The 13640-nt window shown below is 74.0% G+C and carries 8 protein-coding genes and 2 pseudogenes; 5 read left to right on the top strand and 5 right to left on the bottom strand.

Going from position 1 to position 13640, the window contains the following annotated elements; genetic code table 11:
- The 3 genes and pseudogenes from ACFWIS_RS39140 to ACFWIS_RS39130 form a co-directional block, all read right to left on the bottom strand.
- Window positions 1-590 (bottom strand): annotated as a pseudogene (locus ACFWIS_RS39140) (AraC family transcriptional regulator); the annotation flags it as partial.
- Between the two features lie 64 nt (window positions 591-654).
- Window positions 655-1542, bottom strand: coding sequence for a hypothetical protein (locus tag ACFWIS_RS39135; RefSeq protein WP_380463853.1), 888 nt, complete (start codon window positions 1540-1542; stop codon window positions 655-657).
- 152 nt (window positions 1543-1694) lie between these two features.
- Complete coding sequence (locus ACFWIS_RS39130) at window positions 1695-2522, bottom strand: polysaccharide deacetylase family protein (RefSeq protein ID WP_380463851.1); 828 nt, start codon at window positions 2520-2522, stop codon at window positions 1695-1697.
- Window positions 2523-3210: 688 nt separating this feature from the next.
- On the opposite strand from ACFWIS_RS39130, the gene ACFWIS_RS39125 reads away from it, so the two are divergent.
- Entirely contained in the window at window positions 3211-3954 is a 744-nt protein-coding gene (locus ACFWIS_RS39125; protein ID WP_380463849.1) for a BTAD domain-containing putative transcriptional regulator, read from the top strand.
- Window positions 3951-6794, top strand: coding sequence for a BTAD domain-containing putative transcriptional regulator (locus ACFWIS_RS39120; protein ID WP_380463847.1), 2844 nt, complete (start codon window positions 3951-3953; stop codon window positions 6792-6794). Before ACFWIS_RS39125 ends, ACFWIS_RS39120 begins: the two co-directional genes overlap by 4 nt.
- Before the next feature lie 52 nt (window positions 6795-6846).
- Here the strand turns inward: ACFWIS_RS39120 and ACFWIS_RS39115 are convergent, their stop codons facing one another.
- Window positions 6847-9690 (bottom strand): BTAD domain-containing putative transcriptional regulator, encoded by a 2844-nt coding sequence (locus ACFWIS_RS39115; protein ID WP_380463847.1) that lies wholly within the window; start codon window positions 9688-9690, stop codon window positions 6847-6849.
- A complete protein-coding gene (locus tag ACFWIS_RS39110) occupies window positions 9687-10430 on the bottom strand; it encodes a BTAD domain-containing putative transcriptional regulator (protein WP_380463849.1) in 744 nt (247 codons plus the stop codon). Before ACFWIS_RS39110 ends, ACFWIS_RS39115 begins: the two co-directional genes overlap by 4 nt.
- A 688-nt stretch (window positions 10431-11118) precedes the next feature.
- On the opposite strand from ACFWIS_RS39110, the gene ACFWIS_RS39105 reads away from it, so the two are divergent.
- The 3 genes and pseudogenes from ACFWIS_RS39105 to ACFWIS_RS39095 all read left to right on the top strand — a co-directional run.
- The gene (locus ACFWIS_RS39105) at window positions 11119-11946 is read left to right on the top strand and encodes a polysaccharide deacetylase family protein (protein ID WP_380463851.1); all 828 of its coding nucleotides are present in this window, start codon (window positions 11119-11121) and stop codon (window positions 11944-11946) included.
- 152 nt (window positions 11947-12098) lie between these two features.
- On the top strand, window positions 12099-12986 hold the full coding sequence (locus ACFWIS_RS39100; RefSeq protein WP_380463853.1) for a hypothetical protein: 888 nt from the start codon (window positions 12099-12101) through the stop codon (window positions 12984-12986).
- 64 nt (window positions 12987-13050) lie between these two features.
- Window positions 13051-13640 (top strand): annotated as a pseudogene (locus ACFWIS_RS39095) (AraC family transcriptional regulator); the annotation flags it as partial.

Here is a 13640-nt window from a genome sequence, read left to right as displayed (position 1 = left end):
CTGCCCAGCCGGGCCGTCTCCGCCGGGCCCAGGACGGCGGCCTGCCGGTCCAGCCCGACCAGGAACTGCGCCAGCAGCGCCGCCGACCCCTCCCGGGCGGAGAACCCCCGGCCCAAAAGGTCACGCAGCCGCTGCGGGGGCAGCGGCAGCAGCGACACCGGGAAGTCGATGCCGACGCCGGAGATCCGGGGCTCCGGCTCCGTGGCCGTCGGACCGCCGAAGGCCTGAAGGTCGTACGGGTGGGAGCTGTCGACCAGGTGCAGGTCCCCCGGTCGGAGCGTCTCCGTGCGGCCCGCGCCCCGGCTCAGCGTCATGGTGCCCTGCTGCAGGAACGACAGGTGGTAGACGCCCTCGTCGGAGCGCCGCACCATGCGCTCCGTCCGCCGGAACCGCACCGACGGGAACGACGTCCCGAGCAGGCTCACCTCCCCCAGCTCGGAGCGCCTCAGCTCCGCCCGGAAGTCATCGGCGTGGGCACTGGTCGCCTCACACGCCCTGGTCCGCTCCAGCAGCTCCCGCCAGCAGTCGAACCGCTCCCGCGCGGGCACGTCCTCGCCGCGGAACACGGCGGATCCCGTCCCTCCAGTCACCCTCGCCCCTTCAGGCTGCTCCCCCCTCCATCGGTTCCGTCGATTCCGTCGACGAGCGGTCGGATCAACCGGCCGGGGGCGGGGCCTTGTCGAGCGGCACCGTCGGCTCCCCGGCCGCCACCTCGCGGCCCACCGCCGGCTCGCCGCCCGCCGCCGGCTCGTCCGGCACCGCCGGCTCGTCCTGCTCGATCCGGCTCAGCAGCCGGGCGACGGTGTCGGTGCGCTCGCGCAGCACCACCACGTGCTCCGCCCGGTCGGGCTGCGCCTCCGCCTCGGCGGGCCGCACCGGGATGCCGCGTCGGCGGGCGGTCGCGATCAGGCTCTCCCGGGCCTGGCCGACGATGACCAGCGAGGCGGCGGCGAAGCAGCCCGCTTCCAGGGTGCGCTGACGGCCGAGCAGACCGCGGTGGACGATCTGGGCCGGTACGGTCAGCTCGTCCAGCCGCTGGTCGACCGAGCCGCGTTCGAGCGCCGCGAGGACGACGGTGGCCAGCGCCTCCCCCGCCTTGGTGACGGCCCACTTGCGGCCGGGCACCGGCGGGAGGAACTCGCGGATCCGGTCCACGTCCTGTTCCAGGGCGCTGGTCGTCAGCACCTCGAAGGCGTTGCGGGTGCGGATCTCGACGACCTTGTCCCACTCGACCTCCTCGCCGTCGAAGCCGGCCCGCACCGGCCCCAGGTGCACCGCGCCGTAGCCGTCGAGGAGTCCGAGCAGCTTGTGCGCCACGGCCGGTGTCCGCGGGTGACGGCCGATCAGCGTGCCCAGCGACAGCTTCCACGGCTCGGTGGCCGGCACCTCCGGCGGGGCGACCGAGCTCAGCGCCGCCAGCGCCCACCGCCCACCCGCCGCCGAGCGGCCACCGCGCAGCACCGCCTGCCGCCCGGCCTCCCCCAGCTCGGCCGCCGCCCCCACCAGCCGCCCCAGACCGCCCGCCCACTCGCCCCTGCCCACCCGCCCGCCCTCTCCTCGCCTCGGCAAACCCACAGGCCGGACATGGTACGACCGCCCCGCCGGGTGGCAGCGGGCGCCTCCCGGGTCAGCGGCCGGTCTCAGGGGGCCGGTGTCACGGGGGCGGTGTCACGGGGCGGCCTCAGGAGGTGGCCTCAGGAGGTGGTCCGGACCGGGAAGCCGGTGGCACGGCCCTGGGCCTTCAGCCAGCCGAGCACCTGGCCGAGCGCCTCCACGGTCTGCTGCCGGTCGCCGCCGCCGTCGTGGAACAGCACGGTCGGGCCGTTGGGGACCTCCTTCTTGACCGTCTCGACGATGGCGGCCGTGCCGGGCTTCTCGAAGTCCTTGGAGTCGACGTTCCAGCCGAGCGGGCGCATCCCGTTCGCCGCGGCGATCCGTCGGCTGTCGGGGGTGAACGAGCCGCCGGGGGCCCGGTAGTACTGCACCACTCCGGGGCTGCCCGCGGCGTCCTCGATCATCTTCTTCGCGTCCAGGATCTCCTTCTCCTGGTAGGCGACGGGCTTCTTGTCCATCGTGGTGTCGTGGTGCACGGTGTGGTCGCAGAGCCGGTGACCGGCCGCCAGCACCTGCTTCACCAGCTCGGGGTGGGCCTTGGCCTGCGGCCCGATCATGCAGAACGTCGCCTTCACCCCGTACCGCTTGAGCACGTCGAGCACCTTCGGGGTCCACACCGGGTCGGGACCGTCGTCGATGGTGATGTTCACGGCATTGCCCCCGGCCTCGGAGGCGTGGGCGATGCCCTCCGGCACGCCCCCCTGCTGCGCGGCGCCGGCGGAGCCCTGCGAACCGTCGTGGTTGTCGGTGGCCGGCTCCTGCTCGTGCGCGGCGTTCTGCTTGGGCGCGGCGAACGACCCGGTGACCGGCGGAACCGCCCAGGCGGCCACCGCCACCACCACGACCCCCGCGGCCAGCGCCACCCGCGACCTGCCGCCCAGCTTCGCCATGCCCGCCTTGACGTCCATCTACCGTCACTCCCCCGATCGAACCCGCGTGTTCTCCGAGGTCCATGACGTGAATCGAACACGATGGGTTCCCTCGGTTCGAAGCGAGTGCCGGGCCCGCCGGGATGGGGGTCTCGTCGTCCGTCCGGCCGACCCATCGGACCAGCCTCCGTGCCGGGCGGGGATTTTCGGCCCGGCACCGCTCCCGGGCCGGGAAGCAGACCATTACCTTCCGGTAACCGACCGATCGGCGAACGATCTGTGAAAATCGGAGATCGATCGCTGTCCGAGGTATATCCACGGAGCGCTCCGATGGTTGTGACGCAATGCCCGGCGCAGGGACTTTCAATCCATTCGAGCCGATGGCGACGCAAAACATATCGACGGAGGCTGGTTTCTGATCCCGTCTGTGCGACCTGACCTAGCTTCACCTACGATCCGACTGGTGAACGCTCAACGACCTGACGTCAGTCCAGGTCAAGCCACCAGAATGACACAGCGAGCTACTCCGGAGTAACGAACAAAGATGTTCTCCTCCGCGAACCCCGCTTCTCCCAGGCCATTCCCTGAGGTGACGTCATGATCGGGTGCGGTGGATCACTCACGCACGAGTCGGGCGGACCCTCCGGCAATGTAGGTCGACCAGACGGGAACTTCCTTGCATTTCAACATCCTTGGCCCGCTGACAGCGGTCCACCACGGTGAAAACGTGCCACTGGGCGGGATCCGGCAACGGACCGCCCTGGCATTCCTCGTGTTGCACGCCAACACCCCGGTCAGCACGACGCGCCTGGTCTCGGCGCTCTGGGAGACGGACGTGCCCACCACCGCCCGCAAGATCCTGCAGAACGCCGTCTCCGGGCTGCGGCGGATCCGCGCCGGGCGCGGGCCCCGCGACAGCGCCCCGATCGACCTGCGCACCGAGCCCCGGGGCTACGTCCTCCACCTGGCTCCGGGGCACGTCGACTACGGCCGCCACCGGGAACTGGCGCGTCGCGCCGAGCGGGAGCTCGCCGACCGCGCCTGGGCGACCGCCTCCGCCACCCTGCGGGAATCCCTGTCCCTGTGGCGCGGGGACGCCCTGGCCGACCTCGCCGAGGCGGGCGTCGACTGGCCCGAGCTGGCGGCCCTGCGCGAGGCGCGCTGGAACGCCCTGGAGGACCGGGTGGTGGCCGACCTGATGCTGGGTCGCCACCGCGAGGTGCTCGCCGAGCTGAGCGCCGCCACGACCACCACCCCGGCCCGCGAACGGCTGTGCCGGCTGCTCATGGTCGCGCTGTACCGCAGCGGGCGCCAGGCGGACGCCCTGGAGGTCTACCGGCGCGCCAAGTCCGCCCTCGCGGAGCGGGGCCGCACGGCCCCCGGCCCCCGGTCGCGGGCGCTGGAACAGGCCGTCCTCAGCCACTCGCCCGCGTTGGACGAGGCCGACGCCGTCCTGCGGCTGGCCGCATGACGACGGGCGGCCACCCCGACGAGCTGCGGTTCAACGTGCTGGGACCACTGGAGGTCCTGCGGCACAACACACCCCAGCCCCTCAGCGGCATCAACCAACGCGCCGTACTCGGCTACCTCCTGCTGCGCCACAACCAGGTGACGGCCACCAGCCAGCTCATCTCCGCGCTGTGGGACGGCCCGACGCCCCCCTCGGCCCGCAAGATGGTGCAGAACGCGGTCTGGCAGCTGCGGAACCTGCTCCTCGCCGACACCCGGCGGCCCGCGCCGGACGCGCCGGCGCTGCTCTCCCGCGCCCCCGGATACGTCCTGGAGGTCGAGCCCCGGGCGATCGACCTGCACCGCTTCCAGGAACTGGTGGCGGCAGGCCGGACGCGGATGCGCGAGGGCGCGGTGGCGGCGGCCTCCCAGAGCTGGCGCGAGGCCCTGGACCTGTGGCGCGGGGACGCCCTGGCCGACCTCGCCGAGGCCGGGATCGGCCTGGCCTGGCCCGAGCTGACGGCGGCCGGGACGGCACGGCTGGACGTCCTGGAGGAGCACTTCGACGCCGAACTCGCCCTGGGGCAGCACCTGGCGGTGCTTCCGGAGCTCCAGGAGCTCAGCCGGGCGCACCCGCGCCGCGAAGGACTGGCGGGACAGCTGATGCTGGCCCTGCACCGCAGCGGCCGGCAGTCCGACGCGCTCGGCGTCTACCACTCCGTCCGGGCCCACCTGGCCGAGGAGTTGGGCCTGGACCCGGGGCGCGAGCTGCAGAACGTCCAACAGGCGATCCTCACCGACGACCCGGCGCTGGAGTACACCCCCCTGCCCGGCAGTGTCCGGATCCGGCCCCCGGCCCAGTGCCCGCCGTCGCAGGCCCGGACCGTACCACCGGTACCGGCGGACGCGACGGACGCGACGGACGCGACGGACGCGACGGACGCGACAGGGACCGGGATCAGGACCGGGAGCAGGACGGGGACGGGAACGGGAACGGCGGGAGCAACGGGCGCCGCGGGGGCGGCCGATGCGCCGACCGGCGCCGAGGACTTCACCCAGGAGCGCCGGGAGGTCACCGTCGTCCTGATCAACGCGTCCGTCCCGGCCGAACACCCGGGCGCGGATCCGGAGCGCCTGGACACGGTGATGACGGCGCTGCACGAGATCGTGCGCTCCGAGGCGCAGCGGTTCGGCGGCACCCTGTCGGCGCGGATCGGCTCCTCCTGGCTCGTCGTCTTCGGCGCCCGGCACATCCGCAGCAACGAGGCGATGCGGGCGGTGCTGATGGCGCTCGCCGTCCGGCACCGGGTGCGGTTCAAGCACGCGGCGGCCGAACGGCTGGTCCTGCGGGCGGCGATCGACACCGGTGAGGCGCTGGTCCGGTTCTGCCCGGAGGCGCCCGGATCGCTCGCGGTGACCGGCGCGGCCCTGGACCGGCCGCTGTCCCTGCTGCCGCTCGTGCCGCACGACCAGATCTGGGTCAGCGAGTCGGCCAGGGAGCAGACCGACAACTGGATCGACTACCGGCGCGCCTCCGTCCACTCGACGATCTGGGCGGTCGCCGGGCTGCGGTCCAACGGCGTGCGCGACGAGGGGTTCCCCACCCTGGAGCGGGCCGAGGGGCTCGACGCCATGACGGGCCTACTCGCCGCCGGACCGGGCGATCCGCGCGTGGTGCTCGTCGTCGGTGAGGCCGGTATGGGCAAGAGCGCGATGCTCCACGCGTTCGAGCGCCTGACCGCCCGGTCCGATCCGGCGGCGCGGCCGCTGCTGGCGCACCTCGTGCCGTGCGCCGTCGACGAGAGCCCGCTGCGGTTCGTGGCCGCGGAGCTCTCGGCGGCCTGCGGCATCCGCCCCGACGACCTGCCGGACACCGCCCGGACCAGACTGTGGGAGACGGTCGAGCGGGTGGCCGAGAGCCCCGCCGAGGCACGGCACCTGTTCGAGCACCTGGTCGTCCCGATCGGGCACGTGCCGGACCACGAGCGGACCCCCGGGGCGGAGGAGGTGATCGCGGCCTGGCACACCCTGCTGGAGCGGCTGGCCGCCGAACGTACGGTGATCATGCTGGTGGACGACCTGCACTCGGCGGACGAGCGCCTGCTCGACGCCGTCGGCCGGCTGGTCGCCGCACCCGGCCGGTCCCGGCTGATGGTGGTCGCCACGGCGCGCCCGGAGCTGTTCGCCCGGCGGCCGGACTGGCGTGACGCCGCGGGGGCGCTCACGATCGTCACGCTGGCGCCGCTGTCCGATGCCGCCGTCGCCCGGTTGGCGAGGACGGTGATCACCGCGCAGCGCCCGGCGGCCACGCCGCCCGGGTTGGTGCGCGAGCTGGTCGAATCGGTGACCGCCCTGGCCGGCGGGAACCCGTTGTTCGTGACGGAGTTCGTCCGGCTGGCACTGCGCCGGCTCGACACCGCCGAGCCGGCGCCCCGCTCCCCCGCCCTGGGCGAGGTGCCGTCGGCCGTGCACCGGGTGGTCGCGGCCCGGCTGGACGCCCTGCCGGCGAACCTCAAGGCGGTGCTCCAGGACGCGGCGCTGCTCGGCGACGGCATCCGGCCGGACGCGGTCGCGGCGCTGCGGCGCGAGCGGACGGACGAGGTGAACGGCGCGCTGGACACGCTCGCCCGGCTCGGCATCCTGGGGCCCGCGCCCGCCGACGCCGACGGCACCAGCCGCTTCGCGTTCCGGCAGCCGCTGCTGTGCGAGGTCGCGTACGCGCGGATCCCGCAGGGTCGGCAGGTCGCGAAGCGGGCCACGCTGGCGGGCTGGGACGGCTACCCGAAGGTCCCGGACCGGCCGCGCCCGGTGGCGCCCGAACTGCTGCGGCTGCGGGCGGCCATGCGGCGGCTCTGCGAGTGAGCGGGCGTTCGGCGCCCCGGCCCGGGCCCGGGCCGGGGCGCCGAACGCCCGCTCACTCGCAGAGCCGCCGCATGGCCGCCCGCAGCCGCAGCAGTTCGGGCGCCACCGGGCGCGGCCGGTCCGGGACCTTCGGGTAGCCGTCCCAGCCCGCCAGCGTGGCCCGCTTCGCGACCTGCCGACCCTGCGGGATCCGCGCGTACGCGACCTCGCACAGCAGCGGCTGCCGGAACGCGAAGCGGCTGGTGCCGTCGGCGTCGGCGGGCGCGGGCCCCAGGATGCCGAGCCGGGCGAGCGTGTCCAGCGCGCCGTTCACCTCGTCCGTCCGCTCGCGCCGCAGCGCCGCGACCGCGTCCGGCCGGATGCCGTCGCCGAGCAGCGCCGCGTCCTGGAGCACCGCCTTGAGGTTCGCCGGCAGGGCGTCCAGCCGGGCCGCGACCACCCGGTGCACGGCCGACGGCACCTCGCCCAGGGCGGGGGAGCGGGGCGCCGGCTCGGCGGTGTCGAGCCGGCGCAGTGCCAGCCGGACGAACTCCGTCACGAACAACGGGTTCCCGCCGGCCAGGGCGGTCACCGATTCGACCAGCTCGCGCACCAACCCGGGCGGCGTGGCCGCCGGGCGCTGCGCGGTGATCACCGTCCTCGCCAACCGGGCGACGGCGGCATCGGACAGCGGCGCCAGCGTGACGATCGTGAGCGCCCCCGCGGCGTCACGCCAGTCCGGCCGCCGGGCGAACAGCTCCGGGCGCGCCGTGGCGACCACCATCAGCCGGGACCGGCCGGGTGCGGCGACCAGCCGGCCGACGGCGTCGAGCAGGCGCTCGTCCGCCGAGTGCAGGTCGTCCACCAGCATGATCACCGTACGTTCGGCGGCCAGCCGCTCCAGCAGGGTGTGCCAGGCCGCGATCACCTCCTCCGCCCCGGGGGTCCGCTCGTGGTCCGGCACGTGCCCGATCGGGACGACCAGGTGCTCGAACAGGTGCCGTGCCTCGGCGGGGCTCTCGGCCACCCGCTCGACCGTCTCCCACAGTCTGGTCCGGGCGGTGTCCGGCAGGTCGTCGGGGCGGATGCCGCAGGCCGCCGAGAGCTCCGCGGCCACGAACCGCAGCGGGCTCTCGTCGACGGCGCACGGCACGAGGTGCGCCAGCAGCGGCCGCGCCGCCGGATCGGACCGGGCGGTCAGGCGCTCGAACGCGTGGAGCATCGCGCTCTTGCCCATACCGGCCTCACCGACGACGAGCACCACGCGCGGATCGCCCGGTCCGGCGGCGAGTAGGCCCGTCATGGCGTCGAGCCCCTCGGCCCGCTCCAGGGTGGGGAACCCCTCGTCGCGCACGCCGTTGGACCGCAGCCCGGCGACCGCCCAGATCGTCGAGTGGACGGAGGCGCGCCGGTAGTCGATCCAGTTGTCGGTCTGCTCCCTGGCCGACTCGCTGACCCAGATCTGGTCGTGCGGCACGAGCGGCAGCAGGGACAGCGGCCGGTCCAGGGCCGCGCCGGTCACCGCGAGCGATCCGGGCGCCTCCGGGCAGAACCGGACCAGCGCCTCACCGGTGTCGATCGCCGCCCGCAGGACCAGCCGTTCGGCCGCCGCGTGCTTGAACCGCACCCGGTGCCGGACGGCGAGCGCCATCAGCACCGCCCGCATCGCCTCGTTGCTGCGGATGTGCCGGGCGCCGAAGACGACGAGCCAGGAGGAGCCGATCCGCGCCGACAGGGTGCCGCCGAACCGCTGCGCCTCGGAGCGCACGATCTCGTGCAGCGCCGTCATCACCGTGTCCAGGCGCTCCGGATCCGCGCCCGGGTGTTCGGCCGGGACGGACGCGTTGATCAGGACGACGGTGACCTCCCGGCGCTCCTGGGTGAAGTCCTCGGCGCCGGTCGGCGCATCGGCCGCCCCCGCGGCGCCCGTTGCTCCCGCCGTTCCCGTTCCCGTCCCCGTCCTGCTCCCGGTCCTGATCCCGGTCCCTGTCGCGTCCGTCGCGTCCGTCGCGTCCGTCGCGTCCGTCGCGTCCGCCGGTACCGGTGGTACGGTCCGGGCCTGCGACGGCGGGCACTGGGCCGGGGGCCGGATCCGGACACTGCCGGGCAGGGGGGTGTACTCCAGCGCCGGGTCGTCGGTGAGGATCGCCTGTTGGACGTTCTGCAGCTCGCGCCCCGGGTCCAGGCCCAACTCCTCGGCCAGGTGGGCCCGGACGGAGTGGTAGACGCCGAGCGCGTCGGACTGCCGGCCGCTGCGGTGCAGGGCCAGCATCAGCTGTCCCGCCAGTCCTTCGCGGCGCGGGTGCGCCCGGCTGAGCTCCTGGAGCTCCGGAAGCACCGCCAGGTGCTGCCCCAGGGCGAGTTCGGCGTCGAAGTGCTCCTCCAGGACGTCCAGCCGTGCCGTCCCGGCCGCCGTCAGCTCGGGCCAGGCCAGGCCGATCCCGGCCTCGGCGAGGTCGGCCAGGGCGTCCCCGCGCCACAGGTCCAGGGCCTCGCGCCAGCTCTGGGAGGCCGCCGCCACCGCGCCCTCGCGCATCCGCGTCCGGCCTGCCGCCACCAGTTCCTGGAAGCGGTGCAGGTCGATCGCCCGGGGCTCGACCTCCAGGACGTATCCGGGGGCGCGGGAGAGCAGCGCCGGCGCGTCCGGCGCGGGCCGCCGGGTGTCGGCGAGGAGCAGGTTCCGCAGCTGCCAGACCGCGTTCTGCACCATCTTGCGGGCCGAGGGGGGCGTCGGGCCGTCCCACAGCGCGGAGATGAGCTGGCTGGTGGCCGTCACCTGGTTGTGGCGCAGCAGGAGGTAGCCGAGTACGGCGCGTTGGTTGATGCCGCTGAGGGGCTGGGGTGTGTTGTGCCGCAGGACCTCCAGTGGTCCCAGCACGTTGAACCGCAGCTCGTCGGGGTGGCCGCCCGTCGTCATGCGGCCAGCCGCAGGACGGCGTCGGCCTCGTCCAACGCGGGCGAGTGGCTGAGGACGGCCTGTTCCAGCGCCCGCGACCGGGGGCCGGGGGCCGTGCGGCCCCGCTCCGCGAGGGCGGACTTGGCGCGCCGGTAGACCTCCAGGGCGTCCGCCTGGCGCCCGCTGCGGTACAGCGCGACCATGAGCAGCCGGCACAGCCGTTCGCGGGCCGGGGTGGTGGTCGTGGCGGCGCTCAGCTCGGCGAGCACCTCGCGGTGGCGACCCAGCATCAGGTCGGCCACCACCCGGTCCTCCAGGGCGTTCCAGCGCGCCTCGCGCAGGGCCGCCAGCTCGGGCCAGTCGACGCCCGCCTCGGCGAGGTCGGCCAGGGCGTCCCCGCGCCACAGGGACAGGGATTCCCGCAGGGTGGCGGAGGCGGTCGCCCAGGCGCGGTCGGCGAGCTCCCGCTCGGCGCGACGCGCCAGTTCCCGGTGGCGGCCGTAGTCGACGTGCCCCGGAGCCAGGTGGAGGACGTAGCCCCGGGGCTCGGTGCGCAGGTCGATCGGGGCGCTGTCGCGGGGCCCGCGCCCGGCGCGGATCCGCCGCAGCCCGGAGACGGCGTTCTGCAGGATCTTGCGGGCGGTGGTGGGCACGTCCGTCTCCCAGAGCGCCGAGACCAGGCGCGTCGTGCTGACCGGGGTGTTGGCGTGCAACACGAGGAATGCCAGGGCGGTCCGTTGCCGGATCCCGCCCAGTGGCACGTTTTCACCGTGGTGGACCGCTGTCAGCGGGCCAAGGATGTTGAAATGCAAGGAAGTTCCCGTCTGGTCGACCTACATTGCCGGAGGGTCCGCCCGACTCGTGCGTGAGTGATCCACCGCACCCGATCATGACGTCACCTCAGGGAATGGCCTGGGAGAAGCGGGGTTCGCGGAGGAGAACATCTTTGTTCGTTACTCCGGAGTAGCTCGCTGTGTCATTCTGGTGGCTTGACCTGGACTGACGTCAGGTCGTTGAGCGTTCACCAGTCGGATCGTAGGTGAAGCTAGGTCAGGTCGCACAGACGGGATCAGAAACCAGCCTCCGTCGATATGTTTTGCGTCGCCATCGGCTCGAATGGATTGAAAGTCCCTGCGCCGGGCATTGCGTCACAACCATCGGAGCGCTCCGTGGATATACCTCGGACAGCGATCGATCTCCGATTTTCACAGATCGTTCGCCGATCGGTCGGTTACCGGAAGGTAATGGTCTGCTTCCCGGCCCGGGAGCGGTGCCGGGCCGAAAATCCCCGCCCGGCACGGAGGCTGGTCCGATGGGTCGGCCGGACGGACGACGAGACCCCCATCCCGGCGGGCCCGGCACTCGCTTCGAACCGAGGGAACCCATCGTGTTCGATTCACGTCATGGACCTCGGAGAACACGCGGGTTCGATCGGGGGAGTGACGGTAGATGGACGTCAAGGCGGGCATGGCGAAGCTGGGCGGCAGGTCGCGGGTGGCGCTGGCCGCGGGGGTCGTGGTGGTGGCGGTGGCCGCCTGGGCGGTTCCGCCGGTCACCGGGTCGTTCGCCGCGCCCAAGCAGAACGCCGCGCACGAGCAGGAGCCGGCCACCGACAACCACGACGGTTCGCAGGGCTCCGCCGGCGCCGCGCAGCAGGGGGGCGTGCCGGAGGGCATCGCCCACGCCTCCGAGGCCGGGGGCAATGCCGTGAACATCACCATCGACGACGGTCCCGACCCGGTGTGGACCCCGAAGGTGCTCGACGTGCTCAAGCGGTACGGGGTGAAGGCGACGTTCTGCATGATCGGGCCGCAGGCCAAGGCCCACCCCGAGCTGGTGAAGCAGGTGCTGGCGGCCGGTCACCGGCTCTGCGACCACACCGTGCACCACGACACCACGATGGACAAGAAGCCCGTCGCCTACCAGGAGAAGGAGATCCTGGACGCGAAGAAGATGATCGAGGACGCCGCGGGCAGCCCCGGAGTGGTGCAGTACTACCGGGCCCCCGGCGGCTCGTTCACCCCCGACAGCCGACGGATCGCCGCGGCGAACGGGATGCGCCCGCTCGGCTGGAACGTCGACTCCAAGGACTTCGAGAAGCCCGGCACGGCCGCCATCGTCGAGACGGTCAAGAAGGAGGTCCCCAACGGCCCGACCGTGCTGTTCCACGACGGCGGCGGCGACCGGCAGCAGACCGTGGAGGCGCTCGGCCAGGTGCTCGGCTGGCTGAAGGCCCAGGGCCGTGCCACCGGCTTCCCGGTCCGGACCACCTCCTGAGGCCACCTCCTGAGGCCGCCCCGTGACACCGCCCCCGTGACACCGGCCCCCTGAGACCGGCCGCTGACCCGGGAGGCGCCCGCTGCCACCCGGCGGGGCGGTCGTACCATGTCCGGCCTGTGGGTTTGCCGAGGCGAGGAGAGGGCGGGCGGGTGGGCAGGGGCGAGTGGGCGGGCGGTCTGGGGCGGCTGGTGGGGGCGGCGGCCGAGCTGGGGGAGGCCGGGCGGCAGGCGGTGCTGCGCGGTGGCCGCTCGGCGGCGGGTGGGCGGTGGGCGCTGGCGGCGCTGAGCTCGGTCGCCCCGCCGGAGGTGCCGGCCACCGAGCCGTGGAAGCTGTCGCTGGGCACGCTGATCGGCCGTCACCCGCGGACACCGGCCGTGGCGCACAAGCTGCTCGGACTCCTCGACGGCTACGGCGCGGTGCACCTGGGGCCGGTGCGGGCCGGCTTCGACGGCGAGGAGGTCGAGTGGGACAAGGTCGTCGAGATCCGCACCCGCAACGCCTTCGAGGTGCTGACGACCAGCGCCCTGGAACAGGACGTGGACCGGATCCGCGAGTTCCTCCCGCCGGTGCCCGGCCGCAAGTGGGCCGTCACCAAGGCGGGGGAGGCGCTGGCCACCGTCGTCCTCGCGGCGCTCGAACGCGGCTCGGTCGACCAGCGGCTGGACGAGCTGACCGTACCGGCCCAGATCGTCCACCGCGGTCTGCTCGGCCGTCAGCGCACCCTGGAAGCGGGCTGCTTCGCCGCCGCCTCGCTGGTCATCGTCGGCCAGGCCCGGGAGAGCCTGATCGCGACCGCCCGCCGACGCGGCATCCCGGTGCGGCCCGCCGAGGCGGAGGCGCAGCCCGACCGGGCGGAGCACGTGGTGGTGCTGCGCGAGCGCACCGACACCGTCGCCCGGCTGCTGAGCCGGATCGAGCAGGACGAGCCGGCGGTGCCGGACGAGCCGGCGGCGGGCGGCGAGCCGGCGGTGGGCCGCGAGGTGGCGGCCGGGGAGCCGACGGTGCCGCTCGACAAGGCCCCGCCCCCGGCCGGTTGATCCGACCGCTCGTCGACGGAATCGACGGAACCGATGGAGGGGGGAGCAGCCTGAAGGGGCGAGGGTGACTGGAGGGACGGGATCCGCCGTGTTCCGCGGCGAGGACGTGCCCGCGCGGGAGCGGTTCGACTGCTGGCGGGAGCTGCTGGAGCGGACCAGGGCGTGTGAGGCGACCAGTGCCCACGCCGATGACTTCCGGGCGGAGCTGAGGCGCTCCGAGCTGGGGGAGGTGAGCCTGCTCGGGACGTCGTTCCCGTCGGTGCGGTTCCGGCGGACGGAGCGCATGGTGCGGCGCTCCGACGAGGGCGTCTACCACCTGTCGTTCCTGCAGCAGGGCACCATGACGCTGAGCCGGGGCGCGGGCCGCACGGAGACGCTCCGACCGGGGGACCTGCACCTGGTCGACAGCTCCCACCCGTACGACCTTCAGGCCTTCGGCGGTCCGACGGCCACGGAGCCGGAGCCCCGGATCTCCGGCGTCGGCATCGACTTCCCGGTGTCGCTGCTGCCGCTGCCCCCGCAGCGGCTGCGTGACCTTTTGGGCCGGGGGTTCTCCGCCCGGGAGGGGTCGGCGGCGCTGCTGGCGCAGTTCCTGGTCGGGCTGGACCGGCAGGCCGCCGTCCTGGGCCCGGCGGAGACGGCCCGGCTGGGCAG

It is taken from the genome of Kitasatospora sp. NPDC127060 (assembly GCF_042724935.1).
Classification (GTDB): domain Bacteria; phylum Actinomycetota; class Actinomycetes; order Streptomycetales; family Streptomycetaceae; genus Kitasatospora.
The sequence above is the reverse complement of the archived record's forward strand: the minus strand, read 5'-3'. Positions and strand labels throughout refer to the sequence as shown.

Bases quoted from the DNA above. Each gene is read 5' to 3' on its own strand.
- ACFWIS_RS39130 (WP_380463851.1), bottom strand. From the start codon at position 2,522: ATGGACGTCAAGGCGGGCATGGCGAAGCTGGGCGGCAGGTCGCGGGTG.
- ACFWIS_RS39120 (WP_380463847.1), top strand. From the start codon at position 3,951: ATGACGACGGGCGGCCACCCCGACGAGCTGCGGTTCAACGTGCTGGGA.
- ACFWIS_RS39115 (WP_380463847.1), bottom strand. From the start codon at position 9,690: ATGACGACGGGCGGCCACCCCGACGAGCTGCGGTTCAACGTGCTGGGA.
- ACFWIS_RS39105 (WP_380463851.1), top strand. From the start codon at position 11,119: ATGGACGTCAAGGCGGGCATGGCGAAGCTGGGCGGCAGGTCGCGGGTG.